Source organism: Mobilicoccus caccae, assembly GCF_030161635.1.
In the GTDB taxonomy this organism is placed as follows: domain Bacteria; phylum Actinomycetota; class Actinomycetes; order Actinomycetales; family Dermatophilaceae; genus Mobilicoccus; species Mobilicoccus caccae.
In genome coordinates, this window is sequence record NZ_BSUO01000001.1 from 1784133 (window position 1) to 1810468 (window position 26336).

General features: G+C 70.4%; 20 protein-coding genes and 4 pseudogenes. 15 read left to right on the forward strand and 9 right to left on the reverse strand.

The genetic code is table 11. The features are described 5' to 3' along the window. Together QQK49_RS08640 and hemE are read right to left on the reverse strand one after the other, a co-directional pair. Complete coding sequence (locus QQK49_RS08640) at window positions 1-1317, reverse strand: cation:proton antiporter (protein ID WP_284303561.1); 1317 nt, start codon at window positions 1315-1317, stop codon at window positions 1-3. 83 nt (window positions 1318-1400) lie between these two features. Continuing rightward, window positions 1401-2480, reverse strand: a complete 1080-nt coding sequence (hemE, locus tag QQK49_RS08645; protein ID WP_284303562.1) for a uroporphyrinogen decarboxylase — start codon at window positions 2478-2480, stop codon at window positions 1401-1403. A gap of 71 nt (window positions 2481-2551) precedes the next feature. Between hemE and QQK49_RS08650 the strand changes: the two genes are divergently transcribed. From QQK49_RS08650 to QQK49_RS08670, 5 genes are all read left to right on the forward strand, one after another. Further along, window positions 2552-3133, forward strand: a complete 582-nt coding sequence (locus QQK49_RS08650; RefSeq protein WP_284303563.1) for a DUF3000 domain-containing protein — start codon at window positions 2552-2554, stop codon at window positions 3131-3133. A 10-nt stretch (window positions 3134-3143) separates the two neighbouring features. Then, window positions 3144-4538 carry an HRDC domain-containing protein gene (locus QQK49_RS08655; RefSeq protein ID WP_284303564.1) on the forward strand — a complete coding sequence of 465 codons (1395 nt, stop codon included), beginning with the start codon at window positions 3144-3146 and terminating at the stop codon, window positions 4536-4538. Between the two features lie 106 nt (window positions 4539-4644). After that, window positions 4645-5904, forward strand: coding sequence for a thiolase family protein (locus QQK49_RS08660; protein WP_284303565.1), 1260 nt, complete (start codon window positions 4645-4647; stop codon window positions 5902-5904). Continuing rightward, window positions 5901-8033 carry a 3-hydroxyacyl-CoA dehydrogenase NAD-binding domain-containing protein gene (locus QQK49_RS08665; protein WP_284303566.1) on the forward strand — a complete coding sequence of 711 codons (2133 nt, stop codon included), beginning with the start codon at window positions 5901-5903 and terminating at the stop codon, window positions 8031-8033. The genes QQK49_RS08660 and QQK49_RS08665 overlap by 4 nt, the downstream gene beginning before the upstream one ends. 205 nt (window positions 8034-8238) lie before the next feature. After that, window positions 8239-9768, forward strand: coding sequence for a helix-turn-helix domain-containing protein (locus QQK49_RS08670; RefSeq protein WP_284303567.1), 1530 nt, complete (start codon window positions 8239-8241; stop codon window positions 9766-9768). A gap of 27 nt (window positions 9769-9795) precedes the next feature. Here QQK49_RS08670 and dxs read toward each other — a convergent pair whose 3' ends face one another. Next, window positions 9796-11748, reverse strand: coding sequence for a 1-deoxy-D-xylulose-5-phosphate synthase (gene dxs, locus QQK49_RS08675; protein WP_284303568.1), 1953 nt, complete (start codon window positions 11746-11748; stop codon window positions 9796-9798). 154 nt (window positions 11749-11902) lie between these two features. On the opposite strand from dxs, the pseudogene QQK49_RS08680 reads away from it, so the two are divergent. The 3 pseudogenes from QQK49_RS08680 to QQK49_RS08690 form a co-directional block, all read left to right on the forward strand. Further along, window positions 11903-12820: pseudogene (locus tag QQK49_RS08680) on the forward strand (phosphoenolpyruvate carboxylase); the annotation flags it as partial. 149 nt (window positions 12821-12969) lie between these two features. Continuing rightward, window positions 12970-14630, forward strand: a pseudogene (locus QQK49_RS08685) (phosphoenolpyruvate carboxylase). 70 nt (window positions 14631-14700) lie between these two features. After that, a pseudogene (locus QQK49_RS08690) lies at window positions 14701-15272 on the forward strand (IS5 family transposase); the annotation flags it as partial. 126 nt (window positions 15273-15398) lie between these two features. On the opposite strand, the gene QQK49_RS08695 reads toward QQK49_RS08690, so the two are convergent. Together QQK49_RS08695 and QQK49_RS08700 are read right to left on the reverse strand one after the other, a co-directional pair. Further along, on the reverse strand, window positions 15399-15638 hold the full coding sequence (locus tag QQK49_RS08695; RefSeq protein WP_284303569.1) for a hypothetical protein: 240 nt from the start codon (window positions 15636-15638) through the stop codon (window positions 15399-15401). Window positions 15639-15996: 358 nt separating this feature from the next. After that, window positions 15997-16368, reverse strand: coding sequence for a hypothetical protein (locus tag QQK49_RS08700; protein WP_284303570.1), 372 nt, complete (start codon window positions 16366-16368; stop codon window positions 15997-15999). A 68-nt stretch (window positions 16369-16436) separates the two neighbouring features. Here QQK49_RS08700 and QQK49_RS08705 point away from each other — a divergent pair, with 68 nt between their 5' ends. Continuing rightward, window positions 16437-16874 carry an HIT family protein gene (locus QQK49_RS08705; RefSeq protein WP_284303571.1) on the forward strand — a complete coding sequence of 146 codons (438 nt, stop codon included), beginning with the start codon at window positions 16437-16439 and terminating at the stop codon, window positions 16872-16874. On the opposite strand, the gene QQK49_RS08710 is transcribed toward QQK49_RS08705, so the two are convergent. After that, the gene (locus tag QQK49_RS08710; RefSeq protein WP_284303572.1) at window positions 16850-17656 is read right to left on the reverse strand and encodes an alpha/beta fold hydrolase; all 807 of its coding nucleotides are present in this window, start codon (window positions 17654-17656) and stop codon (window positions 16850-16852) included. The two genes, QQK49_RS08705 and QQK49_RS08710, sit on opposite strands and share 25 nt — an antisense overlap. A 159-nt stretch (window positions 17657-17815) precedes the next feature. Here QQK49_RS08710 and QQK49_RS08715 point away from each other — a divergent pair, with 159 nt between their 5' ends. The 6 genes and pseudogenes from QQK49_RS08715 to QQK49_RS08740 all read left to right on the forward strand — a co-directional run bounded on the left by QQK49_RS08715 (window position 17816) and on the right by QQK49_RS08740 (window position 22375). Then, window positions 17816-18820: an ABC transporter substrate-binding protein gene (locus QQK49_RS08715; RefSeq protein ID WP_284303573.1), complete on the forward strand. Its 1005-nt coding sequence runs from the start codon at window positions 17816-17818 to the stop codon at window positions 18818-18820. Beyond that, window positions 18820-19215: pseudogene (locus tag QQK49_RS08720) on the forward strand (iron chelate uptake ABC transporter family permease subunit); the annotation flags it as partial. The gene QQK49_RS08715 and the pseudogene QQK49_RS08720, both read left to right, overlap by 1 nt. Before the next feature lie 98 nt (window positions 19216-19313). Beyond that, entirely contained in the window at window positions 19314-19850 is a 537-nt protein-coding gene (locus QQK49_RS08725; RefSeq protein WP_284303574.1) for an iron chelate uptake ABC transporter family permease subunit, read from the forward strand. A gap of 72 nt (window positions 19851-19922) precedes the next feature. Beyond that, a complete protein-coding gene (locus tag QQK49_RS08730; protein ID WP_284303575.1) occupies window positions 19923-20858 on the forward strand; it encodes an iron chelate uptake ABC transporter family permease subunit in 936 nt (311 codons plus the stop codon). Then, window positions 20855-21637, forward strand: a complete 783-nt coding sequence (locus tag QQK49_RS08735) for an iron ABC transporter ATP-binding protein (protein WP_284303576.1) — start codon at window positions 20855-20857, stop codon at window positions 21635-21637. Before QQK49_RS08730 ends, QQK49_RS08735 begins: the two co-directional genes overlap by 4 nt. A 63-nt stretch (window positions 21638-21700) precedes the next feature. After that, window positions 21701-22375, forward strand: a complete 675-nt coding sequence (locus QQK49_RS08740; RefSeq protein WP_284303577.1) for a hypothetical protein — start codon at window positions 21701-21703, stop codon at window positions 22373-22375. A gap of 20 nt (window positions 22376-22395) precedes the next feature. Here the strand turns inward: QQK49_RS08740 and QQK49_RS08745 are convergent, their stop codons facing one another. From QQK49_RS08745 to acnA, 3 genes are all read right to left on the reverse strand, one after another. After that, window positions 22396-23061: an HAAS signaling domain-containing protein gene (locus QQK49_RS08745; protein WP_284303578.1), complete on the reverse strand. Its 666-nt coding sequence runs from the start codon at window positions 23059-23061 to the stop codon at window positions 22396-22398. Further along, window positions 23058-23423 carry a PadR family transcriptional regulator gene (locus QQK49_RS08750; protein ID WP_284303579.1) on the reverse strand — a complete coding sequence of 122 codons (366 nt, stop codon included), beginning with the start codon at window positions 23421-23423 and terminating at the stop codon, window positions 23058-23060. Before QQK49_RS08750 ends, QQK49_RS08745 begins: the two co-directional genes overlap by 4 nt. Before the next feature lie 107 nt (window positions 23424-23530). Next, window positions 23531-26308 carry an aconitate hydratase AcnA gene (acnA, locus tag QQK49_RS08755; protein ID WP_284303580.1) on the reverse strand — a complete coding sequence of 926 codons (2778 nt, stop codon included), beginning with the start codon at window positions 26306-26308 and terminating at the stop codon, window positions 23531-23533. Between the last annotated feature and the right edge of the window lie 28 nt (window positions 26309-26336).

Consider the following 26336-nt stretch of genomic DNA (forward strand, 5'->3'; position numbering starts at 1 on the left):
TCACACCGGGTCCGACGCGCCGTGAGCGGGCTGCTCCCGCGCCGCTTCCAACCAGCGCATCGCCGGTGTGGCGGCCATGCCGTGCACGACGACCGACAGGAGGATCGTGAACCCGACGGTCGACCACAGGATTTCGGCGTTCTCGATGCTGGTCTCGTGCAGGGCGTAGGCGATGTAGTAGATCGAGCCGATCCCCCGAACGCCGAAGAAGGCGGTGACGAGACGTTCACGAGGCCCGAGGCTCTGGTTCCCGGCCTGGTCCACCTCACTCTGACGGCCCAGGGCGAGCCACGCCGTCACCGGCCGGATGAAGAACACCAGCGCGATGCCCACCAGTGCCCCTTGCCAGGTGAGGTGGCCCAACAGCCCGTCGCCGAGCGCGACCCCGAGGGCGAGGAGCAGCAGCAGCGTCAGGAGGAGTTCGAGGCGTTCGACCATCTCGTGCATGACGCCGTGGTACTCGTCGTGGCGTTCCTGGGCCCGCAGCCGCAACGCGGCGACGAAGACCGCGAGGAAGCCCCATCCGCCGACCAGCTCCGTCAGGCCGTAGACCGCCAGGGTGCCGGCGAGGGCCAGGAGGGGTTCGCCCTGTTCGGCGAACCGGAACACCGCGGAACGGCTCCGGAAGGCGACCCGCCCGAGGGCCCATCCACCGACGTATCCCACGGCGACCCCGATGGCCACCTTGCCGACGAGCTCCCAGGAGAGCCACCGCAGCCACCACTCCGTCACCGGCCCCTTGTCGGCGAGGAAGATCGCGGCGTAGACGAAGGGGAACGCCAGGGCGTCGTTGAGGCCGCCCTCGGAGGTGAGGGCGAAGCGGACGTCGTCGTGCTCGTCGATGTGCTCACCCTCGGTGGTCGTGGGGCCGTCCACCTGCACGTCGGCGGCCAGCACCGGGTCGGTCGGCGCCAGGGCCGCGCCGAGGAGCAGCGCAGCGGCGGGCGGCAGGGCCATGACCCACCAGCCGAGCAGCGCCACACCGGCGATGCACAGCGGCATCGCGACGACGAGCAGCCGCCACGTCGAGCGCCAGGCCCGCCAGGAGGCGCGGGTGCGTTCGAGCGGGCGGTCCAGCGCCAGACCCACGCCCATGAGCGCGATGATGATGCACAGCTCGGCGGCGTGTTCGGTGATGGCCGGATGCTCCAGCGGCGACACGCGGGCCGTCTCGAACGGCGGCAGGACGCCGACGAGCAGCCCCGTCGCCACCAGCGCCATCGGCGCCGAGAACGCCCAACGCTGCAACAGGGTGGGCAGGGCGACGGCGAGGAGGAGTCCCACACCGACGACGAGGTAGGCGGCGTCCGCGGTCACCGCGTCATCGTGGCAGCCCGATGCGCCTCACGCGCGCCGCCGCGCGGTTCAGCCGGTTCTCGCGTCGTACCCGCGCGTGCGCCTCAGCCGAGGGAGTGCACGAGCTCGACGACCCGGGTGAGCACGTCGGGGTCGGTCGTCGGCAACACGCCGTGGCCGAGGTTGAAGACGTGCCCGGGCGCCTGCCGGCCCTCCTCGACGATGCGGCGCACCGCGTCCTCCACGACCGGCCAGGGGGCGAACAGCAGAGCGGGGTCGAGGTTGCCCTGCAGGGCGTGGCGTCCACCGGTGCGTTCGAGGGCGTCGGTGAGCGAGACCCGGTAGTCCACGCCGATGACCTCCACGCCGGCGTCGGCCATCGACCCGAGCAACTCCCCCGTGCCCACGCCGAAGTGGATGCGCGGGACCCGACCCTCGACGGCCGCCAGCACCGTCTCGGAGTGGGGGCGCACGAACGCCTCGTAGTCGCGGCGGGACAGGTACCCCACCCAGGAGTCGAAGAGCTGGACCGCGCTCGCACCCGCGTCGATCTGCACCGAGAGGAACGCCCCCGCGATCTGGGCCAGGCGCGCGCACAGGTCGTTCCACAGCTCGGGGTCGCCGTGCATGAGGGCCTTGGTGCGCTCGTGGTTGCGACTCGGGCCGCCCTCGACCAGGTAGCTCGCCAGGGTGAACGGCGCCCCCGCGAAGCCGATCAGCGGGGTGGCCCCCAGCTCGGAGACGAGCGAACGCACCGACTCGGTGATGTCGGGCACCATGTCGGGGCTCAGTTCGGGCAGGCGGTCGAGGTCGGCGCGCGTGCGGATCGGCTGCTCCACGACCGGCCCCACCCCGGCGACGATGTCGAGGTCGACCCCGACGGCCGACAGGGGGACGACGATGTCGCTGAAGAAGATCGCGGCGTCCACGCCGTGGCGGCGCACCGGCTGCAGAGTGATCTCGGTGACCAGATCGGGGCGCCGACAGGACTCGAGCATCCCCACCCCCTCGCGGACCCTGCGGTACTCCGGGAGCGACCTCCCGGCCTGACGCATGAACCAGACCGGTGGCCGGTCGAGTCGCTCACCCCGGGCAGCACGGACCAGGAGGCTGTCGGTGGCGGGGGGCCCGGTGCGGTCGAGGTCGTCGAGGTCGTCGGGACGGTGGTCGGATCCGGCGCTCATCACCTGGTGATCTTCCCACGGGTCGGCGTGGGAGCGACCGGCTGTCGGTGGCGGGCCGTACATTGCGCGATGTGACGATTCGCCGCGCAGAGCCCCGCGCCGCCTCGGAGTTCGAGGAGGCGGTCGGTCGACTGCGCGACCTGCGACTTCGACCCGAACTCAGCCTGTCCGAGATCCCGGCCCCCCAACGCATCGCGCCCCATTCGGCGGCGTTGTCCGCCGAGGTCTCCCTCGACATGGAGGAGGAGCCGCTCGCGACGGGCCGGTTCATCCTGCTCCACGACGAGGCGGCGCCCGAGGCGTGGGACGGGTCCTGGCGCATCGTCACCCTGTCCCGCGCCCACCTCGAGCCCGAGCTGGCGAGCGACCCCCTGCTGTCCGAGGTCGGGTGGTCGTGGCTCACCGACGCCCTGCACACCGGCGGCGCGGCGCACCGCTCGCTCGGCGGCACGGTCACCCGGGTGGTCTCCGAGAGCTTCGGTACGTTGTCCGACAAGGAGCCTTCCGTCGAGATCGAGATGCGGGCATCCTGGACCCCTGACGGCGACGACCTCGTGGAGCACCTGAGCATCTGGACCGACGTCCTGTGCACGCTCGCGGGCATCCCGCCGATCCCCACGGGCGTCACCCACCTCGACGGCCGCCTCCGGTGAAAGAGCACCGATGTCCTATCTAACCGATCCCTTCGCAGCACCCGAGTACCCCTCGGCCCCACCGCCCGCGGCGCACGACGCCCCCGACCTCGACGACGCCGCCGACCTCCCCGACGCGCCCGAGGTCCCCGACGCCCCCGAGGTCGACCCGCCCGACGAGGACGTGGACGTCGCCCCGTCCGGCGACGACATCACCGCCGAGAAGCCGGCACCGCGGATCCTCACCCAACCTGCCGACGGACTGCCCGACGTGGTCGAGGACGAACGCCACCTGCTCGAGGCGGCCGCCGCGTTGCGCGCCGGAACGGGCCCCCTGGCGATCGACGCCGAACGCGCCTCGGGGTACCGCTACGGCCAGCGGGCCTACCTGGTGCAGGTCCGCCGGCAGGGCTCGGGTACCTGGCTCATCGATCCGATCGGTTGTCCCGACCTCACCCCCGTCCAGGAGGCCACGCAGGGGGTCGAGTGGATCCTGCACGCCTCCACCCAGGACCTCGGGTGCCTGCGCGAGGTCGGTCTCTCCCCGAACGCCTTGTTCGACACCGAACTCGGCGCCCGCCTCGCCGGCCTGCCCCGCGTCGGACTCGCCGCCGTCATCGAGCACTACCTGGGATTCTCCCTGGCCAAGGAGCACTCGGCCGTCGACTGGTCGACCCGCCCCCTGCCCGAGGACTGGCTGCGCTACGCCGCGCTCGACGTCGAGTGCCTGGTCGAGGTGCGCGAGGCCATGGCCGTCGATCTCGAGCAGCAGGGTAAGGGCGAGTGGGCCCGCCAGGAGTTCGCCGCCCTCACCTCGTTCACCGGTCACCCGGTCCGGGTCGATCCGTGGCGCCGGGTCTCGGGGCTGCGCCGGCTGCGCTCGCCCCGCACGGCGGCCATCCTGCGCGAACTCTGGTACGCCCGTGACGACCTCGCGCGCAAGCGGGATATCTCCCCCGGCCGCATCGCCCCCGACGCGGTGCTCGTCGCGCTCGTCACCGCCGCCCCCACCGAGGCCGGTGAGGCGCTGGCCGCCTCGAGTCACAAGGCGGTCAAACGGCAGCCGATGGTGTGGGTCGACGCGGTCCGCCGCGCGCTGGCCCTCCCTGACGACGAGCTGCCGCCCACCTCGCTGCCGAGTCAGGGCCCACCGCAACCCAAGGTCTGGGCCGATCGTGACCCCCTGGCCGCGGCCCGCCTGGCCATGGCACGTGAGTCGCTCGCCGCGGTGGCGCAGGAGCGGTCCCTCCCGGTGGAGAACCTCCTCACCCCCGACACGTTGCGACGGGTCGTCTGGACCCCACCGGCCGACCTCGACGAGGCATCGGTCGGCATCGCCCTCACCGATCTGGGCGCCCGCCCCTGGCAGGTCGACATCGCAGCCCCCCTGATCGCCACGGCGTTCGCGCAGGCGGAGGCCGACTGAACCACGCGGGAGGAGCCCGACGTGTCTCAGCTCTCTGCCGCCACCGCGACAACGGTGATACCGACCAGTAATATAGGGCGGGACATGACTCCGCATGCGATGACGCATGCCCCGAGCCTGTAGGAGGCCTTCCGTGTCACGAGCAGAGGTCGTCTTCGTCGACGGTGTGCGCACACCGTTCGGCAAGGCGGGAGACAAGGGCCTGTACGCCCAGACCCGGGCGGACGATCTCGTCGTCGCCTGCATCCGCGAACTCCTTCGCCGCAACCCCGACCTGCCCCCGGAGCGCATCGGCGAACTCGCCGTGGCCGCCACGACCCAGATCGGCGACCAGGGCCTGACCCTCGGGCGCCTGGCCGTCCTCCTCTCCGGCATCCCGCAGACGACGCCGGGCTACTCCATCGACCGCATGTGCGCCGGCGCGATGACCGCGCTGACCACCGCGGCCGGCGCCATCGGCTTCGGCGCGATCGACGTCGCCATCGCGGCGGGCGTGGAGCACATGGGCCGTCACCCCATGGGCGAGGGCATGGACCCCAACCCGCGGCTGCTCTCGGAGAAGCTGGTCGACCCCGAGGCGCTCTCGATGGGCAACACCGCGGAGAACCTCCACGACCGGTTCCCGCACCTGACCAAGGAACGCAGCGACGCCTACGCCAAGGCCAGCCAGGACAAGACCGAGGCCGCCTACCAGGCCGGGTCGATCCAGCCCGACCTCGTGCCGGTGTCGGTGCGTACCGAGGAGCTCGGCTGGGGCCTGGCCACCAAGGACGAGCCCCCGCGCGCCGGCGTCACGATGGAGGCGCTCGCCTCCCTCAAGACCCCGTTCCGTCCTCACGGCCGGGTCACGGCGGGCAACAGCGCCGGCCTCAACGACGGCGCCACGGCGTGCATCATCGCCTCCGAGAAGGCGGCCCACGAGCTGGGCCTTCGCGCCAAGATGCGCCTGGTCACCTGGAGCTTCGTCGGCTGCGAGCCCGAGGTCATGGGCTACGGCCCGGTGCCCGCCGCCGAGAAGGCCCTGGCCCAGGCCGGCCTCGCCATCGACGACATCGGTCTCTTCGAGATCAACGAGGCCTTCGCCGTGCAGGTGCTGGCCTTCCTCGACCACTTCGGCATCCCCGACGACTCGCCCAAGGTCAACCGCTACGGCGGCGCGATCGCCGTGGGGCACCCGCTCGCGAGCTCCGGTATCCGGTTGTGCAGCAACCTCGCCCGCCAGTTCGAGGAGAGCCCCGAGGTCCGCTACGGCATGACGACGATGTGCATCGGTATCGGCATGGGTGTCGCGGTCATCTGGGAGAACCCCCACCACAGCGAGTACGTCCCCAGCATCTCTGCGTCGACCACGGAGGCCTCCCGATGACCACCGCCGCATCCACCACGAACTTCGCCGAGACCTTTCCCGACGAGGTCGTCGCCAGGAGCATCGTCCGTGACGTCGAGTTGCCGGGCGGCGGTGGCACCTTCGCGCTCATCACCCTCGACAACGGTTTCGACCACACCCGGCCGACGACGCTCGGCCCCCAGACCGTCGCCGGCGTGGGAAAGGCACTGGAGGAGCTGAAGACGCGCGTCGAGGCGGGTGAGATCGTCGGCGTCGGCATCACCGGTAAGCCGTTCGTCTTCGCCGTCGGCGCCGACCTGTCGGGCATCAGCGCCGTCCGCGAACGTGCGCAGGCCCGGGCCATCACCGAACTCGGCCACGAGGTGTTCGCCAGGTTCGGCGAACTCGGTGTGCCCAGTTTCGCGTTCGTCAACGGGGCCGCCCTCGGAGGCGGGCTGGAGATCGCGCTCAACTGCGACTACCGCACCGTCTCCGGCGACGTGGGCATGATCGCCTTCCCCGAGTGCTTCCTCGGACTGCTGCCCGGATGGGGCGGCTGCTGGCTGACCCCCAACCTCGTGGGGCCCCAGAAGGCCGTGACGCTCATCGTCGAGAACGCCCTCTCGCAGAACCGCATGATCAACGGGGCCAAGGCCCACGCACTCGGGCTCTTCGACGAACTGTTCGAGCCCGCCGACTTCCTCATGCGCTCCCTGCGCTGGGCCGAGGGCGTCATCGACGGCTCGATCGTGATCGACCGGCCGGAGGTCGACGGCGACGAATCCGCCTGGGAGGCGGCCGTGGCCGCGGGCCGCGCCATCGCCGATGCCCGCACCGGCGGCTACTCCCCCGCCCCCTACCGGGCCCTGGACATCATCTCGGCGGCCCGCACGTCGACGAAGGCCGAGGGGTTCGAGCAGGAGAACGACGGCCTCGCCGATCTGCTCATGGGCGAGGAGGTCCGGGCCGGCCTGTACGCCTTCGACCTGGTCCAGCGACGCGCCAAGCGTCCGGCCGGGGCCCCCGACAAGTCCCTGGCCCGCAAGGTCACCAAGGTCGGGATCGTCGGGGCCGGGCTCATGGCGAGCCAGCTCGCGCTGCTGTTCATCCGGCGCCTCGAGGTCCCGGTCGTCATGACCGACCTCGATCAGGCGCGCGTCGACAAGGGCGTCGAGTACGTGCACGGCGAACTCGACAAGCTGGCCGCCAAGGGCCGGCTGTCCGGCGACAAGCTCAACCGTCTCAAGGCCCTCATCACCGGGTCGACGAGCAAGGACGGCTTCGCCGACGCCCAGTTCGTCATCGAGGCCGTCTTCGAGGAGATGTCGGTCAAGAAGCAGGTGTGGGCCGAGGTCGAGGCCGTGGTCTCCGGTGAGTGCGTGCTGGCGACGAACACCTCCTCGCTGTCGATCACCGAGATGGCCTCGGAGCTGGCGCACCCCGAGCGGCTGGTCGGCTTCCACTTCTTCAACCCGGTGGCGGTCATGCCACTGCTGGAGATCATCTCCGGTGAGAAGACCGACGACGAGACCCTGGCCACGGCGTTCGCCACCGGCAAGAAGCTCAAGAAGACGACGATCCTGGTCCAGGACTCCCCCAGCTTCATCGTCAACCGCCTGCTCGGCCGGTTCATGAGCGACATGTCGCGCATCGTCGACGAGGGCACGCCGGTGGAGGTCGCCGACGCCGGGTTCGCCGGCATCTCGCCGATGCCGCCCTTCCAGCTCATGGGCCTGGTCGGCCCGGCGATCGCGTTGCACAACAACGAGACCCTCGCGGCCGCCTTCCCCGACCGCTTCTCCGTCTCAGACACGTTCCGCAGGATCGTCGAGATGAAGAAGCCGTCGTTCTACGTCGACCGGGACGGCGAGCAGGTCCTCGACCCCGAGATCCAGGCCTTGTACGACGCCAACGGTGCCGACAAGAACCCGCTCACGGCCGAGCAGGTGCGCGAGCAGGTCCTCAGCGGACTCGCCGAGGAGGCGCGCCTCATGCTCGACGAGGGCGTGGTGCAGGCCCCCATGGATCTGGACCTCGGCATGATCACCGGCGCCGGTTTCCAGTTCTGGAACGGCGGCCTCACCCCGCTGCTCGACCGCAGCGGCGTCGCCGAGAAGGTCACCGGGCAGCGCTTCCTGCCCGTCGGGGTGGCGAGTCTGCCGGCCTGAGCCGGCCCCCGACGAGGGGCGCTTTCGACCGCGACGGCGGGCTGTGATGTGCTTGCAGCCCGCCGTTCGGCGTGCCCCGATGCGAGAACGGGCGACGGTCATGGCAAACTAGGTCGATCGTCCATGACCACCCGAGAGCGACGCGGGCGCGACACGAGCGCACCCTTTTCCCTCATTATCTCACATGTGAGTTACGCTGATTTCCATGACAGAGGACTACCTGGCCCGCATCGGAACGCTCATCCGAGAAGCACGGAGGCACCAGGGGATGACCCAGAACGAACTCGCCGACCTGCTCGGCACGAGCCAGAGCGCCGTCGTCCGCATCGAACAGGGCAAGCAGAACCTCAGCCTGGAGATGCTGTCCCGGATCGGCGAGAACCTCGACTCCGAGTTCGTCTCCCTCGGCACCTCCGGCCCGCAGCACCTGCGGATCGAGGGCGGGACCAAGCTCCAGGGGTCCATCGACGTCAAGACCAGCAAGAACGCGGCCGTCGCGCTGCTGTGCGCCTCGCTGCTCAACAAGGGTCGCACCACCTTGCGCAACATCGCGCGCATCGAGGAGGTCAACCGCATCCTCGAGGTCCTCTCGAGCATCGGGGTGCGCACCCGGTGGCTGCCCGACAGCAGTGACCTGGAGATCATCCCGCCCGCGCAGCTCGACCTCGCGGCCATGGACCAGGACGCCGCGCGCCGCACTCGCACGATCATCATGTTCTTCGGTCCGCTGCTGCACGAGTTCGACTCCTTCGAGCTGCCCTACGCCGGTGGCTGCGACCTGGGGTCGCGCACGATCGAGCCGCACATGACGGCGCTGCGCCACTTCGGACTCAACGTGGAGGCGACGACCGGGCAATACCACGCCAGGGTCAACCTCGGCGACGGCCCCACCCGCGCGATCGTGCTCACCGAGCGCGGCGACACGGTCACCGAGAACGCCCTCATGGCTGCCGCCCGCCACGACGGGCAGACGATCATCCGCAACGCCAGCCCCAACTACATGGTCCAGGACCTGTGCTTCTACCTGCAGAAGCTGGGCGTGGAGATCGAGGGCATCGGCACGACGACGCTCACGGTGCGCGGCAAGAGCGTCATCGACGTCGACGTGGAGTACTCCCCCAGCGAGGACCCCATCGAAGCGATGAGCCTGCTCGCCGCCGCCGTCGTGACCAAGTCGGAGATCACGATCCGCCGGGTTCCGGTGGAGTTCCTCGAGATCGAACTGGCCCTGCTCAGCGAGATGGGCATGCAGTACGACCTGTCCGAGGAGTACTGCTCGGCCAACGGCGAGACGCGCCTGGTGGATCTGACCACGCGCCCCGGTCCGCTCAAGGCGCCGATCGACAAGATCCACCCGATGCCCTTCCCCGGCCTCAACATCGACAACCTGCCGTTCTTCGCGCTCATCGCCGCCTCGGCGCAGGGCCGCACGATGATCCACGACTGGGTGTACGAGAACCGCGCGATCTACCTCACCGAGCTCACCAAGGTGGGCGCCAAGGTACAGCTGCTCGACCCGCACCGCGTGCTGATCGACGGCCCGACCCGGTGGCGCGCCGCCGAGGTCATCTGCCCGCCGGCGCTGCGCCCGGGCGTGGTCGTGCTCATCGCCATGCTGGCCGCCCCCGGCACCTCGGTGCTGCGCAACGTGTACGTCATCAACCGCGGCTACGAGGACCTGGCGCAACGGCTCAACGCCCTGGGCGCCACGGTCGAGACGTTCCGCGACATCTGACGTCACCCACCCGGGGCTGCTCTGCGCTCAGAGCAGCGCCGGGTGGAGCACGGCGACGACCTTCTCGGCGACGACGGGTGCAGTGAGGCCGGCGTCGGCGAGGATCTCGTTGCGACCGGCGTGGTCGAGGAACTCCTTGGGCAGCCCGAAGCGGTGGACGGCCAGCGGTTCGCCGGTCTCGGCGAGGGCTGCGGCCAGGGCCGATCCGATGCCGTTGGCGGCGACGTGGTCCTCGATCACTCCGACGTACCGTGCGGAGCGCGCCGCGGTGAGGAGGTCCTCGGAGATGGGCAGCACCCAGCGCGGGTCGACGACCTGCACCGACGCACCGGAATCGGCGATGACGGACGCGGCGTCCACGGCGACCTGTGCCATGGCTCCGACGCCGACGAGCAGCACGTCGACCGGCTCGTCCAGGGCGAGTGAGGGCACGTCCTCGATCTCGACGCGGGCGTCCTGCACCTGCTGCGCCTGACCCTCCGGGGCGGGGTGGCGCGCCAGGACGTCCAGGGTGCCGCGGCGGGCGACGGCCGGCACGGGCCGCGGCTCGGAGCCCTTGGGGAAGCGCAGGAGCGTCGGCCCGTCCGAGACGTCGACGGCCTCGCGCAGCGCGATCGAGGTCTGCTCGCCGTCCCGCGGCGCCGCGACCCGGATGCCGGGCACGATCGAGGTGAGGGCGAAGTCCCACATCCCGTTGTGCGAGGCGCCGTCGCTGCCGGTGACGCCGGCGCGGTCGAGGACGAACGTGACGCCCTGACGGTGCAGGGCGCAGTCCATGAGCACCTGGTCGAAGGCGCGGTTGAGGAACGTGGAGTAGATGGCGACGACGGGGTGCCGCCCGGCGAACGAGAGGCCGGCGGCCATCGTCGTGGCGTGTTGCTCGGCGATGCCGACGTCGAAGACGCGGTCGGGGTAGGCCTGGGCGAAGTCGCGCAACCCGACGGGGATGAGCATCGCGGCCGTCACGGCGACGACGTCCTCCCGCTCCCGGCCGATCTCGCAGAGGGTCTCGGAGAAGTTCTCGGTCCAGCTGCGGCCGGCGATCTCGAGCGGCAGGCCCGTCTCGGGGTTGATGACGCCGACGGCGTGGAACTGGTCGTCGACGTGGTTGCGGGCGTGTTCGTACCCGCGGCCCTTCTCGGTGATGGCGTGGACGATGACGGGCCCGCCGAAGTCACGCGCGCGCCGCAGGGCGGTGGTGAGGGCGGAGATGTCGTGCCCGTCGAAGGGCCCGAGGTACTTGAGGCCGAGGTCCTCGAACAGCACCTGGGGCGCGATGATGTCCTTGAGCCCCTTCTTCATCCCGTGCAGCGCCTCGAAGGCCCGCTGCCCGACGACCGGGGCGCTGGAGATGGTGCGGCGCCCCCACGACAGGACCTGTTCGTAACTGCGGGTGGCGCGCAGGACCGCGAGGTGCTCGGCCAGCCCGCCGGTCGTGGGCGCGTAGGAGCGCTCGTTGTCGTTGACGACGATGACCAGCGGCAGATCCTTGTGGGCGGCGATGTCGTTGAGGGCCTCCCAGGCCATGCCGCCGGTGAGGGCGCCGTCGCCGATGACCGCCACGGTGCTCGTGCCGGTCTCACCGGCCAGCCGGCGTCCTTTGGCGATGCCCTCGGCCCAGGCCAGCGAGGTCGAGGCGTGGGAGTTCTCGACGATGTCGTGCTCGGACTCGGCACGGCTGGGGTAGCCCGACAGTCCGCCGCGGGAGCGCAGGTGGTCGAAGTCCTGCCGGCCGGTGAGCAGCTTGTGCACGTAGCCGATGTGTCCGGTGTCGAACACGATGGAGTCACGCGGCGATTCGAAGACCAGGTGCACGGCCATCGTCAGTTCGACGACACCGAGGTTGGGGCCGAGGTGGCCGCCGGTGCGGGAGACGGACTCCACGAGGAAAGCGCGGATCTCGTCGGCCAGTTGGTCGAGTTGAGCCTGCGACAGGGAATCCAGGTCCGCAGGTTTCGAGATGGAGGCGAGCAGGCTCAACGGTCAGTCCTTCCACGACGTGTCGATCAGGCGACCATACGTGGTCTTCGACGGGGTGACATGGGCGGAGGCTGGATCACGGCTGAACGCGGCGTCCCGCCAGCGGGGCGAGAGGCCCCGACGTGCCCCCGCCCGGGGTTCCTAGACTGAGGCCATGCCCACGAACGCACCCGTCCTGGGCGCCTCGGAGTCCGAGGCCCTGCGCAGCGATCTCGACCTTCTCACCGAACTCCACGAACAGGTCCTCCACGAGGCGGGCGGCGCCGTCCTGGTCCGCACCGTGCGCGAGCTGGTCGACGCCTGCCGCGAGCCCGACAGCGGCCGCCGGGGGTCGGCCGCGGACGTCATCGTCGACGGACTCGACGCCGCGACGACCGCCGAGGTCGCGCACGCCGTCACCGTCCACCTGCACCTGACGAACCTCGTCGACGAACGCCGCCGGGCCCGCTCGCTGCGGGCCGAGGACGGCGAGTTCACCGGCGGCGTGGAGGCCGGTGGCGTCTCCTCGGCGTTGGCCGAGTTGTCCCGGGGCGACACCTCGATCCTGACCCGGTTGTCGTCCTTGCGGATCCACCCGGTGCTCACCGCCCACCCGACCGAGGCGCGGCGCCGCGCCGTCACCTCCGCGCTGGTGCGCATGGCCCAGCAGCTCGACCGTCACGACGACCCGCACAACGGCGCCTCCGAGCGGGCGCACGCCCGGCGCCGGCTGCTCGAGGAGATCGACATCCTCCAGCGCACCTCCACGCTGCGGCGGGATCGTCCCGAGCCCCGCGACGAGGTCAAGACCATCCTGTCGGTCTTCGACCAGACCCTGTTCCGGGCCGTCCCGCGCCTGTACCGGGCGGTCGAGGCCGCCCTGCCGGGCGACAGCGGACGCAGCAGCGGGCGGGTGCCGGCCTTCGTGCGTTTCGGCACGTGGGTCGGCGGCGACCGCGACGGAAACCCCTACGTCACGGCGGCCGTCACGCGCGAGACCCTCGCCACCCAGGCCCGTGAGGCCCTCACCCTGCTCGCCGGGCACGCCGACCGCGTCGCCCGCACGCTGACCATGGACGTGCGGACCACCCCACCGTCGGACTCGTTGCTCGCGGCACTCGAGGCCGACGCGGTGGCCATGCCGGTGGAGTTCGCCGAGATCGTCAAGAACTCCCCGGCGAGCCGCACCGGCAGAAGCTGCTCGTGGTGGCCGCGCGCGTCGAGGCGACCCTGGCCGAGCGGGTGGGCCTCGCCTACGCCGGCCCGGAGGAGATGCTGGCCGACCTGCGTCTCATCCGCGAGAGTCTCGTCGCCGCGGGCGACCACCGCAGCGCCCGAGGCGAACTGCAGAGCCTCATCTGGCTGGTGGAGACCTTCGGTTTCCACCTCGCCGAGCTCGAGGTGCGCCAGCACAGCCACGTCCACGAGCGGGTTCTCATCGATCTGTTCGAGCAGCTCGGTCCCGAGCACGTGGCGGACCCGGCAGCGGCCGCCGCGGACGCCGAGTTCCTCGACCGTCTGGCCCGGGAGGGTTGGCCGCGGCACGTGCAGCCGACGACCGACATCGGCCGTGAGGTCCTCGACACCATCCGGGTGATCGCGTGGCTGCAGAACCGCTGGGGCGAGCGCAGTTGCGGGCGCTACATCGTCAGCTTCACGCGGCGGGCGGCCGACCTCGCCGCGGTGCGGGCCCTGGCCCGGCTGGCCGGCGGCGACCGCCCACCGGCCCTCGAGGTCATCCCGCTCTTCGAGACCGGCGAGGACCTGGCCAACGCGCCGTCGATCCTCGCCGACCTCGCCGGGCTCACCGGCACCCGCGAGCACTGGGACGCGCGCGGCCGCCGCATCGAGGTCATGGTCGGGTACTCCGACTCGGCCAAGGACGTCGGACCGGCCAGCGCCACGCTGACCCTCGACCGGGCCGAGCGTGAACTCGTGGACTGGGCGGCGCAGGCCGAGGTCGAACTCACCCTCTTCCACGGCCGCGGCGGCTCCCTGGGACGCGGCGGCGGCCCCTGCACCGCGCGATCATGGCCCAGCCGAGCGGATCGGTGGACGGCCGCTTCAAGGTCACCGAACAGGGCGAGGTGATCTTCGCCCGCTACGGCGACGTGATGATCGCCCAGCGCCACCTGGAGCGCCTGACCTCCGCCGTGCTGCTCGCCGACGCGCCCGACGTGGCGACGGAGCGGGAGGAGGCCGCCGAGCGCTATCGCGAGCTGGGCTCGGTGATCGACGCGCAGAGCCGCGGCTGCTACCGGGCGCTCGTCACGCAGGACGGATTCGCCGACCTCATCGCGGCCGTGAGCCCTCTGGACGAGATCGGTGACCTGCGCCTGGGCTCACGGCCCACACGTCGCAGCGGCACCGACTACGGCCGCAGCCTGGACGACCTGCGCGCGATCCCCTGGGTGTTCTCCTGGGCGCAGACCCGGGTCAACCTCCCCGGCTGGTACGGCATCGGCAGTGGACTCGCGGCCATGGGCGACGTCGAGCAACTGCGCCGCGCGTACGCCGAGTGGCCGCTGTTCGCCTCGATGATCGACGTCGCCGAGATGAGCCTGGCCAAGGCCGACCGGGCGTTGGCGGAGCGGTTCCTCGCCCTCGGCGACCGGCCCGACCTCGCCTACCAGATCCTCACCGAGTACGACCTGTCCCGACAGCTCGTGCTGCAGGTGCTGGACCAGAGCGAGCTGCTGGAGCGCAAGCCGCACCTGCAGACGGCGGTCGGTCTGCGGCAGCCGTACATCGACGCCCTCAGCCACCTCCAGCACAAGGCGCTGCGCGTGCTGCGTCTGCCGGCCGACCCCCGCGCCGGTGAGCGCCCCGACCGTGCCGCGTGGAGCCACGCGCTGCTGCTCACGGTCAACGGCGCCGCCGCCGGCCTGCAGAACACTGGCTGACCGGGGTCGGGGTCGACACCTAAGGCGTGTCTCTCAAATGCCTGCGTGACCGCGGGTGAGGGTGGGGGGCATGTCGCGGATGCGGGTGCTGTCTGATGCCGAGTGGGAGTTGATCGAGCCGTTCATGCCGTCCTGCGATGGGCGGCGGGGCCGGCGTTCTCGTGATCACCGTCTCGTGGTCGAGGTGATCATCTACCGGTACCGGACCGGGATCGCCAGGCGCGACCTGCCGCGGGAGTTCGGACCGTGGCAGACCGTGTGGAAACGCCACCGCCTCTTCGCTGGTGACGGGACGTGGGACAAGGTCCTGACCGCCTTGCTGGGAAGGGCGGACGCTGCTGGTGAGATCGATGGGGATGTCGCCGTGGACTCCACCATCGCTCGCGCGCACCAGCACGCAACGAACACCACCCGCCTCGCGGGGGATCCAGCGAATGACATGAAGCAGTTTCCCGAGCCGGGTGATCACGCGATCGGTCGCTCCCGCGGAGGGCTGTCGACCAAGGTTCATCAGTTGTGTGACGGTAAGGGCCGTCCGATGGTCATCGCCGCGGGCCGGGGCAGGGCAGCGACTCCCAGATGTTCCCCTACCTGCTCGCCGCCCTGCGCGTCCCCCGCGAAGGGGCGGGCCGGCCCCGCACCACCCTGATGCCGTGTTGGCCGGCCCGCCACCGATCCGCAGACCGCCCACACCGTGCAGACACCTGAACCCTCCCGGAGCGCACTGTCCCCCGCGGGGACCAACGCACGCTCTTGCCGCGGCGGCGATCAGTCGCGACCGAAGCGTTGGTAGGCGGCCTGGCGGGTGGTGTCGAGTGCGGCACCGATGATGGTCCAGGAGTCTCCAGCTTCTCGGGCTGCACTCACTGCATCGCGGAGTTCCTGCTCGGCGTCCGCGACGCCCTTGCGGGCAGCCAGGATTCGTCGGAAGTGGACCGCGTCGCGCGCCGGGTGCGCGCCGACATCGAGCCGGTCCAGTCCAGTGGAGTCGTCGTGCGTCACAGTCATCGCTCTCACCTCATCTCAGGTAGTCGTAGAACTTCGGTCTCAGTAGATCTGCGTGAATGACGCGTGTTGGCCGGTCGGCGGGCACTGCCACGAGCTCGAGCAGCCGACCGTGCTGATCGGCGCCGATCACCAAGAGGCGGTCTTCCCCGTCGTACTCGTATTCGATGACTCTCATCGCGTTGTGCCATGCCTATTCGACCTCGTCATCCGTGATCCCGTGCTTGCGCGCTGAATCGCGAAGTTCCACTCGTAAAGGTTACCTTTACAAGGCTATGGCGTCAAGACTTGCTTTACACAGGGACATGCCGCGGGGCGCGCACTGCGGATGTCACTTTGTAGCGAATTGAGAGACACGCCCCTAGAGCCGGGGCACGTAGGTCTTGCCGCGGAGCGCGTCGGACACGAGCTCGGTGGCCCGGGCCACCGCCCGCAGGCGCAGACCTTCGGCCTCGAGCGCGGCCAGCACCTCGGGGATCACCTCGGGTTCGAGGTGATCCCCGAGGCCGACGCGGGCCGTGCGATAGCAGGTGCGCATCGCCTCGACCTGCGCGTCGACGTGGTGTCTGGCGATCCAGGCCAGCGCGACGGGCTGCCGCCGCCACACCGGCTGCCCCCGGTGGTCGGCCGGACACTGGTCGAGCAGCCATTCGGTGGCGGCCTGCTCCCACCCGGGGGTTCCGGCCGGGGGCACCCCGACCGGCCAGCCCGGTGGCGTCCGCGAGTCGTTCACCCCTCCAGGATGCCGCAGGGCACCGACGACCCTCCCGAAGGACGCGGCCGCCCGTCTAGGGTGGCGCCATGACGACGATCTTCAGCCGCATCATCGACGGAGAGATCCCCGGCCGGTTCGTCTGGTCGGACGAGAGGTGCGTCGCCTTCCTGTCCGCGGCGCCGCTGCAGCCCGGACACACGCTGGTGGTGCCCCGGCACGAAGTCGACCGGTGGATCGACGCCAACCCCGACCTGTTCGTCCACCTCAGCCGGGTGGCGCAGATCATCGGTCAAGCCCAACAGGCCGAGTTCGACTGCGCCCGACCCGGTCTCATCATTCAGGGCTTCGAGGTCGACCACCTGCACCTGCACGTCTGGCCCACGTGGTCACCGGCCGACTACGACTTCCGCAACGCCGATTCCGACCCGGACGCGGCGATGATGGACCAGGCCGCGCAGCGGCTCCGGGCGCGTCTGCGTGAGGACGGGCAGGCCGCCGCTCACGTTCCGGACGAACCGGCCTGAGCTCGCTCGCGCGTCTGCTCGAGGAAGGCGTCGACCAGCGTGGCCACCCGCACGGGAGCCTCGTCCGGTCCGTAGTGCCCGGCGTCGGGCAACACCTCGATGCGCAGGTCCGGCCAGAACTCACCCCAGGTGGCGCGGATCGTCTCCTCGCCCAGGGCCGGGTCGTGGCCGCCGACGACGACCATCGCCGGCAGCCCCGCCACGCGCTGCACCGCCTCACGCAGTTCCTCGGCGAAGTCGGCCTCGGCCCAGGCCCGCAGGTGCGACCCGAAGGCCTCCTCTCGCGTCGTCGCCGAGTGGGAGACCACGCTCTGCACCCACGTCTGCGTGAGCCGGGTGCCCGTGGTGAGGTCGATGATCGCCGCGCGGGAACCGTGGTCGGCGGGAGCGCCGTAGAACAACCCCCGCGCCCGCTCGTCGAAGGGCGTCGGGGTGGGCCCGGTGGGGCTGATGCCGATGAGCGCCTCGACCCTTTCGGGCGCGTCGGCGACGACCCGCAGGGCCGCTCCACCACCCATCGAGTGGCCGACGAGCGAGAACCGCGGCGCGTCGCGACGGTCGGCCTCCGCGAGCACGTCACCGGCGATCTCGGCCAGGGTGTACTCCCCCGGCTCGTCCCGTCGCTGCCCGTGACCGCGGTAGTCGAGGAAGACGTGCGTGGCCGCCTCGGGGTCGAGGGATCGTGGGACCTCACCCCAGGCGGTGGCGGACCCGAACCACCCGTGGAGCCAGAAGACCGTGCGGGGGCCATGGCCGACGTGGCGGGCGGGGGTGGCGGGCATCGCGACTCCTTCGTCGTGGGAGGGACCGAGCCTAGCCCGGAAGAACCGGGAGGAGCCCGGACGACCGGAGATCTGGGGTGCACCCCCGGCTCGATTCACACCCGCCGTTAGGTTAGCGTTGCCTAACTGCTTCATTCATCCTCTCGATCGGAGTCCTCGATGCGTCGCGTCGTCACCCCCACCGTGATCACCACGATCCTCGCCCTCACCCTCGCCGGATGCGGTGGCCAGGCAGGCGGAGCGGGATCGGGTGGCGCCGACGCGGCCGCACAGTCGCCCGCGGGTGAGGCGGGCACGGTCAAGGTCGAGGCGAACAACGGCACGGTCGAGGTGCCGGCCAACCCCCAGCGTGTCGTCGCCCTCGACAGCACCGCCTTCGAGACGCTCCAGGCCTTCGGCATCACGCCGGTGGCCGCCCCCAAGCAGCTCCTCCCGGCGAACATGAAGGCCTGGGCCGACAACACCGCGATCCTCGACGTCGGCACCCACCGCGAGCCCAAGCTCGAGGTCATCGCCCAGGCCAAGCCCGACCTCATCGTCGGCGGCAAGCGCTTCGAGAAGGTCACCCCCGACCTGCAGAAGCTCGCCCCCGTCATCGACCTCGCGCCGAGCACCGAGAAGGACGGCTACGTCGACGCCCTCAAGAAGCAGACGAACAGCCTGGGCGAGATCTTCGGCAAGAAGGAGCAGGCCGACCAGCTCGTCGCGGGCCTCGACAAGGCCGTCGCCGCCGCAGCCGAGAAGACCTCGGGCCAGAAGGTGTTCCTCGCCAACCACAACGGCGGCAAGATCGACAACGCCGCCGGACGCATCGGCGTGCTCCTGCAGCCGCTGGAGATGACCGACGTGTTCGGGACCAAGGCCGACAGCGAGTCCATCCACCAGGACTCCGGCCTCGCCCCGGAGACGGTGGCGCAGGCAGACCCCGACGTCATGATCGTCATGGACCGCGACGCGGCCACCTCCACCACGCGTGACACCGCCACCCCCGCCAGCCAGACCGTGGCCGCGCAGAAGGCCTGGGCCAACACGACGTTCACCAAGAACGACGCGGTGATCTACCTCGCCGACAACTTCTACGTCACCGAGGGCATCCAGGCCTACACCGACGCCTACACCAAGATCGCCGAGGTCCTCGGCGCATCCGCGACCGCCACCTCCTGATGACCGCGAGCACCACCGACGAGCGGCCGGCGATCACGCCGGCCGCTCTCGGCCGTCCTCGACGCATCGCTGTCCGGCTGTTGCTGGTGGGGCTGTGCATCGCGGCGGCCTCCCTGACCGTCACCTCACTGTTCGTGGGCGGGTACGACATCCGGTTCTCCGAGCTCGCCTCGGACCCCGAACAGCTGCGGATGTTCCTCATCTCCCGCGTCCCCCGCACCCTGGCGCTGGTGTTCGCCGCCACCGCCATGAGCGTCTGCGGGGTCATCATGCAGATGATCACGCAGAACCGGTTCGTCGAGCCCACCACCGCCGGCACGAGCGACTGGGCGGGCCTCGGCATCCTGCTGACCTTCATCCTCTGGCCCGGCGCGCCGGTCATGGCCCGGATGGTCCTGGCCAGCACCTGCGCGTTCCTCGGGACCCTGGCGTTCCTCGCGATCATGCGCCGGATCGCGGTGCGCGACTCCGTCGTCCTCCCCTGGCCGGCATCATGCTCGGCGCCGTCGTCGGAGCAATCTCGACCTTCCTCGCCGGCCGGTTCAACCTGCTGCAGTCGATGTCGGCGTGGCGCTCAGGCGGGTTCAACTCCATCGTCGAGGGGTTCTACGAGCCCTTGTGGGCCGTCGTCGTCATCTCGATCATCGCGTGGATCGCGGCCGACCGGTTCACCGTCGCGGGCCTGGGTGAGGAGACCGCCACCAACCTCGGCCTCAACTACCGCGCCGTCGTGCTCTTCGGCACCGTCCTCGTGGCGCTGGCCACCGGAATCACCTCCGTCGTCGTCGGATTCATCCCCTTCCTCGGACTCATCGTGCCCAACCTCGTGTCGATGCTGCTGGGCGACGACCTGCGCCGCAACCTCCCCTGGGTCGCGCTCACCGGCACCGTCCTGCTGCTCGTCTGCGACCTGATCGGACGCACCGTCATCGCCCCGATGGAGATCCCCGCCTCGGTGATCCTCGGCGTGGTCGGCGCGTGCGTCTTCATCGCCATCGTCGTGAGGAACCGCGCCCGTGTCAGTGCATGAGTCCACCGAAGCCCCCGCCGGCCCGGCCTGCGGTCACGCCCGAACCGGCAGGATCGCCCCGCGCGCCCGTGGGTGCGGGTCGGCATCGCCTGGGCGGTGGCGCTGGCCGCCCTGGCCGCCTACCTGTTCGCGTTCGTCGTCGGTCCGCTCGAGTTCGCGTTCTCGCTGCGGTTCCCGACCGCCGGGGCCATCCTCGTGGCGGCGTTCGCCCAGGCCCTGGCCACGGTGCTCTTCCACACGGTCACCGACAACCGCATCCTCACCCCCTCGATCATGGGGTTCGACAGCCTGTTCGTCCTGATCCAGACGGTGCTGGTCACCGTCTTCGGCGGCATGATCCTCACCGACCTCGACGGCACCGCCATGCTGCTCGCCCAGACGGCGACGATGATCGCGTTCGCCCTCGTGCTCTACCGGTGGCTGTTCTCCGGGACGTTCGGCAGCATGCACGTGCTGCTGCTGGTCGGCGTCGTCATCGGGATGGCCTTCCGCAGCATCTCCACCTTTCTCGAGCGGCTGCTGCACCCGACGGACTACGACCTGCTCTCGGTGGAGCTGTTCGGCCGGATCACCGACGTCGATCCCGCTCAGCTCCCCCTCGCCTTCGCTGTCTGCGCCCTCGCCGGCGGGGTGGCGTGGAACCGCCGGCACACCCTGGACGCGTTGATCCTCGGGAGGGACACCGCCCTGGGCATCGGCGTGGAGCACCGCCGTGAGATGACGCTCGCGCTCATCCTCGTCGCGGTCCTCATCTCGTTCTCGACGGCCCTGATCGGTCCGCTCACCTTCTTCGGGTTCGTCATCGCCACCCTCGCCTACCAGCTCACCGGCACCTACCGTCACGTCGCGGTCGTGCCCATGGCGACCGCTCTCGGTGTCATCGCCCTCGCGGGCGGCCAGTTCCTGCTGCAGCATGTGTTCTACGCGGCGGGGTTCCTCACGACGATCATCGAGTTCGTGGGCGGCATCTGTTTCTTGTTCCTCCTGCTGAGAAGGAGAAGTCTGTGATCCGCTTCACCGACGTCACCAAGACCTACGGGGACCTCACGGTCCTCGGGCCGGTGTCGGGCGAGATCCCCTCCGGCGGTGTCACCTCGCTCGTCGGCGCGAACGGCGCGGGCAAGTCGACCCTGCTGACGATCATCGGCCGCCTGCTGCGGCCGACCTCGGGTCACATCGAGGTCGGGGGCCTCGACGTGGCCACCGCCTCCCGCCGCGACCTGGCACGCACCCTGGCGATCCTGCGGCAGGAGAACCATCTGACGGCGCGGCTGCGGGTCGAGGAGCTCGTCACCTTCGGCCGGTTCCCGCACACCGGCGGGCGGGTCACGCGCGAGGATCGGCAGCACGTGGAGCGGGCGCTGGAGTTCCTCGACCTCGGCGCGTTCCGCAACCGGTTCCTCGACCAGCTCTCCGGCGGTCAGCGGCAGCGGGCCTTCGTCGCGATGACCATCGCCCAGGACACCGACCACCTGCTGCTGGACGAGCCGCTCAACAACCTCGACATGGCGCACGCCGCTTCGATGATGCGGCTGGTGCGGCGCGCCGCCGACGAACTCGGCAAGACCGTCGTCATGGTCGTCCACGACATCAACGTCGCCGCCGCGTACTCCGACCGCATCGTCGCCCTGCGCGACGGGCACATCGTCGCCGACGGCGGGTGTGGGCAGATCATGACCTCGAGTGTCCTCGCGGACGTCTTCGGCCTGCACATCGACGTCCACGAGATCGGTGGGCAGCTCGTGGCGATGCACCACACCGGTGTCCCCCTGAGCACGGTCGCCTGACGCTTTTCGGCTCCGATGGGCAGCGTCGTCACGCGGCTGCGGGACCGGGAGGATCATGGAGACATGAAGCGGCTCCCCCACGACTACCCGTGGACGTCGACGCCGGCGGCCGGGCTCCTCGACCGCGGCCGGTTCCGCGCGCACGCCGATCCGCTTCGGAGCCTCGATCTGCAGGGTCGACGTGCCGTGGTGGCCGTGGGGTCCAACGCCGCGCCCGCCGTGCTCGCCGCCAAGCTGCCGGAGGCGCGGATCCCCCTGCTGCCCGCGGTGATGACCCACCTGGCCGTCGGGCACTCGGCTCACGTCAGCCTCGCCGGATACATCGCGGCCGCGCCCTACCCCTACCCGGGGGCCCGCACGCCCGTGATGGTCTCATGGCTGGAGGCGGCCGCGTTGGCCGAGCTCGACGCGACCGAGCCCAACTACGAACGCGTCACCGTCTCCTCGGTGGGCGGCGACCTCCACGCCGACACCGCCCTGCACCCCGAGGACGTCGACCTGTACGTGTCCCGGCACGGCGTGGTCGGCACGCCGGAGCCCCTCGCCCTCACCACCCAGGAGCGACTCTTCGCCGAACTGGCGCGGGTTCCCGAGCTGTCCTCGGCGCTCGAGGGCGACGTGATCGAGGTCTGCGCCCGCCTGGCCGACGACCCCGACCTGCGGGCCACCGTCACCGGCCGACTGCCCCGGTGGACCCCCGACTCCCCGGAGACGCCCGCCGCCGACGTCCCGGGCTAGGCCGTGCGCGAGTCAGGGAGTCATCGGCTCCGGGCCCGGCGGAACAGGACGACGGCGGTGACGGCCTGCACGACGAGCGGGACGAGCACGACGAGCACGCCGAGGACGAGCTCGCTCGGCATGGGCGAGACCGACCCGCCGTTGCAGACCTCTCCGCCGTTCACGTACACGCATTCCTCCTGAGCGGTCGTGAAGAACATCGCGAGGCCCGCGATCCCCCACACCACGACGCCCAGGGGGAACGCGCTCCCGAGGATCAGCCCGCCCCAGGTCTTCTCGCCCCCCGTCCATGCCGCGCTCCGGACGAACAGCACCAGGCCGATCACCCAGGCCACCCCGGCGATCGGCCACGCGACCGAAAACAACCCCGCCGCGAACAGGAGCACGACCGCCCATCGGGCGCCCGGAACCGGATCACGTCCCGGCGTCACCGCCCTGGCGGCGCCCTCCGACGACGATGCGGCGGCCGCCACGAGGGTCGACGGCTCGCCGAGCCGGTCGAGCACGCTGCGCACCCGGTCGTCCGCGTCGTGCGCGGCGGGATCGATCTCCCCGAGTGCCGCGTCGAGATGCTCGGTGATGTCCGCGACCAGGTCCGCCGCGTCCTCGGGCGGCAGGAGGGCCGCCGATTCACGCAGCCGGGCGAGGTAGGCGACCACCAACGGATGTGACGTGTCGGTCCTCATGACCGGTCCTTTCGTTCGGCGTGCCCGGTGAGCACGGCGTCGACGGAGGTGCTGAACTGCGTCCAGGCGACCCGGAACTCGGCCAGGGCGGCCTCGCCTGCGGGGCTGAGCCGGTAGTAGCGCCGGGCGGGGCCCGACTCGGACTCCCGCCACGTCGTCTGCACGAGGTCCTCCTTGCGCAGGCGACTCAGGAGCGGATAGACGCTCCCCTCGCTCGCCACCAGGCCGGCATCGGACAGCTCGGTGACGAGGTCGTAGCCGTACCGCTCACGGTCGGCGAGCAGCGCGAGGACGGCATGCTCGAGGACGCCGCGACGCAACTGCGTCAGCGCCCGCTCACCCCGCAGCTCCTGACCTGTCATGCGTCACAAGGTACCGCGCGACTACCGTGCACCGCAAGATACCGGATGCACACCGCCCCGGGACTCACTCGGAGTCCCGGGGCGGGCATGTCGCGTGCGGTGGGTTCTCAGGCGTCGACGAGGTTGCGCAGCACGTACTGCAGGATGCCGTCGTTGAGGTAGTAGTCACGCTCACCGGGGGTGTCGATGCGGACGACCGCGTCGAACTCGATGTTCTCGCCGCCCTCCTTGCTCGCGGTGACCTTGACCGTCTTCGGCGTCCTGCCCTCGTTCAGCTCGGTGATGCCGCTGATGTCGAAGGTCTCGGTGCCGTCCAGGCCGAGGCTGTCGGCGCTCTCGCCCTCGGGGAACTGCAGGGGCAGCACGCCCATCCCGATGAGGTTGGAGCGATGGATGCGCTCGTAGGACTCGGCGATAACTGCCTTGACGCCCAGCAGACGCGTGCCCTTGGCGGCCCAGTCACGCGAGGATCCCGAGCCGTACTCCTTGCCCGAGAGGATCACCAGCGGCACGCCGGCCTCCTGGTAGGCCTCCGCCGCCTGGTAGATCGTCGTCTGCTCGCCACCGTCGAGGAAGTTGCGGGTGAAGCCGCCCTCGACACCGTCGAGCAGCATGTTCTTCAACCGGATGTTGGCGAAGGTGCCGCGGATCATGACCTCGTGGTTGCCACGACGGCTGCCATAGGAGTTGAAGTCCTTGCGGTCCACGCCCTTCTCGGCGAGGTAGACACCCGCCGGGCTGTCGGCCTTGATCGAGCCGGCCGGGCTGATGTGGTCGGTGGTGACCGAGTCGCCCAGCTTGGCGAGCACCCGCGCACCGGAGATGTCCTCGACCGGCGTGAGCTCCATCGTCATGCCCTCGAAGTACGGGGGCTTGCGCACGTAGGTCGACTCGGAGTCCCACTCGAAGGTGTTGCCCTCGGGGGTGTCGAGGTTCTTCCAGCGGTCGTCGCCGGCGAAGACGTCGGCGTACTGGGTGACGAACATGTCGCGGTCGATCGAGGAGTCGATCGTCGTCTGCACGTCCTCGGCCGAGGGCCAGATGTCGCGCAGGAACACGTCGTTGCCGTCGGCGTCCTGACCCAGGGCCTCGTTCTCGAAGTCGAAGTCCATCGTGCCGGCGAGGGCGTAGGCGACGACCAGCGGCGGCGAGGCCAGGTAGTTCATCTTGACGTCGGGGTTGATGCGACCCTCGAAGTTGCGGTTACCCGACAGGACCGAGGTGACGGCCAGGTCGTTCTCGTTGACCGCGGCCGAGATGTCCTCGGGCAGCGGGCCGGAGTTGCCGATGCACGTCGTGCAGCCGTAGCCGACGAGGTGGTAGCCGAGGTCCTTGAGCGCGGGCCACAGCCCGGCCTTCTCGTAGTACTCGGTGACGACCTTGGAGCCCGGCGCCATCGACGTCTTGACCCACGGCTTGACCCGCAGACCCTTCTCGGAGGCGTTCTTGGCGAGCAGACCCGCCGCGAGCATCACCGAAGGGTTGGAGGTGTTCGTGCAGCTCGTGATCGAGGCGATCGACACGATGCCGTGGTCGATGTCGAAGGACTGATCGCCGCGGGTCAGCGTGACGACCTTGTGCGGACGGTCATGACCGTCGCCGTCCTCGGCCGGCTTGGAGCCGCCGTTGAGCCCGTCCTTGGTGCCCTGGGGCGAGGGGTCGCTGGCCGGGAAGCTCGAGGCTGCTCCGTCGTCGCCCTCGGCGCCCTTGACGTAGGTCGGCAGCACCTTGCGGAAGGAGTCCTTGGCCTCCGAGAGCAGGATGCGGTCCTGGGGGCGCTTGGGGCCGGCGATGCTCGGGACGACCGTCGACAGGTCGAGCTCGAGGTGCTCGGAGAAGCGCAGCTCCCGGGAGGGGTCGTGCCACATGCCCTGCTCCTTGGCGTACGCCTCGACGAGCGCGACCTGCTCGTCGGAGCGACCGGTGAGGCGCAGGTACTCCATGGTGATGTCGTCGATCGGGAAGATCGCGCAGGTGGAGCCGAACTCCGGGCTCATGTTGCCGATCGTCGCGCGGTTGGCCAGCGGGATCGAGGCGACGCCCTCACCGTGGAACTCGACGAACTTGCCCACGACACCGTGCTTGCGCAGCATCTCGGTGATGGTGAGCACGACGTCGGTGGCGGTGACGCCTGCCGGGATCTCGCCCGTGATCTTGAAGCCGACGACCCGCGGGATGAGCATCGAGACGGGCTGGCCGAGCATCGCGGCCTCGGCCTCGATGCCGCCGACGCCCCAGCCGAGGACGCCGAGGCCGTTCTCCATGGTGGTGTGGCTGTCGGTGCCCACGCAGGTGTCGGGGTAGGCGACGCCGTCACGCTCCATGACGACGCGCGCGAGGTGCTCGATGTTGACCTGGTGGACGATGCCGGTGCCGGGCGGGACGACCTTGAAGTCGTCGAACGCGCCCTGGCCCCACCGCAGGAACTGGTAACGCTCGCCGTTGCGCTCGTACTCGAGCTCGACGTTGCGCTCGAAGGACTGGTTGCTCCCGTAGGAGTCGATCTGCACCGAGTGGTCGATCACCAGCTCGGCGGGCGAGAGCGGATTGACCTTCTCGGCGCTGCCGCCCAGGTCCTCCACCGCCTCACGCATGGTGGCGAGGTCGACGATGCAGGGCACGCCGGTGAAGTCCTGCATGATGACGCGGGCCGGCGTGAACTGGATCTCCGTGTCGGGCTCGGCATCGGCGTCCCACTGCGCGAGCGCGCGGACGTGATCGGCCGTGATGTTGGCGCCGTCCTCCGTGCGCAGCAGGTTCTCGAGCAGGACCTTGAGGCTGTACGGAAGGGTCTCGGCTCCCTCGACGGCGGACAGTCGGTAGATCTCGACCGTCTTTCCACCCGCCTCGAGAGTGCCCTTGGCCTGGAAGCTGTCTTGGCTCACCCTGTGCTCCTTCGCGTTGAGTCATCCG

Excerpts from the sequence above, each read along its gene's own strand:
- QQK49_RS08715 (WP_284303573.1), top strand. The coding sequence starts at position 17,816 with ATGCGTCGCGTCGTCACCCCCACCGTGATCACCACGATCCTCGCCCTC.
- QQK49_RS08710 (WP_284303572.1), bottom strand. The coding sequence starts at position 17,656 with ATGCCCGCCACCCCCGCCCGCCACGTCGGCCATGGCCCCCGCACGGTC.
- QQK49_RS08655 (WP_284303564.1), top strand. The coding sequence starts at position 3,144 with ATGTCCTATCTAACCGATCCCTTCGCAGCACCCGAGTACCCCTCGGCC.
- QQK49_RS08695 (WP_284303569.1), bottom strand. The coding sequence starts at position 15,638 with ATGACTGTGACGCACGACGACTCCACTGGACTGGACCGGCTCGATGTC.
- QQK49_RS08725 (WP_284303574.1), top strand. The coding sequence starts at position 19,314 with ATGCTCGGCGCCGTCGTCGGAGCAATCTCGACCTTCCTCGCCGGCCGG.
- QQK49_RS08660 (WP_284303565.1), top strand. The coding sequence starts at position 4,645 with ATGCCCCGAGCCTGTAGGAGGCCTTCCGTGTCACGAGCAGAGGTCGTC.
- QQK49_RS08745 (WP_284303578.1), bottom strand. The coding sequence starts at position 23,061 with ATGAGGACCGACACGTCACATCCGTTGGTGGTCGCCTACCTCGCCCGG.
- hemE (WP_284303562.1), bottom strand. The coding sequence starts at position 2,480 with ATGAGCGCCGGATCCGACCACCGTCCCGACGACCTCGACGACCTCGAC.
- QQK49_RS08750 (WP_284303579.1), bottom strand. The coding sequence starts at position 23,423 with ATGACAGGTCAGGAGCTGCGGGGTGAGCGGGCGCTGACGCAGTTGCGT.
- QQK49_RS08665 (WP_284303566.1), top strand. The coding sequence starts at position 5,901 with ATGACCACCGCCGCATCCACCACGAACTTCGCCGAGACCTTTCCCGAC.
- QQK49_RS08670 (WP_284303567.1), top strand. The coding sequence starts at position 8,239 with ATGACAGAGGACTACCTGGCCCGCATCGGAACGCTCATCCGAGAAGCA.
- QQK49_RS08705 (WP_284303571.1), top strand. The coding sequence starts at position 16,437 with ATGACGACGATCTTCAGCCGCATCATCGACGGAGAGATCCCCGGCCGG.
- QQK49_RS08740 (WP_284303577.1), top strand. The coding sequence starts at position 21,701 with ATGAAGCGGCTCCCCCACGACTACCCGTGGACGTCGACGCCGGCGGCC.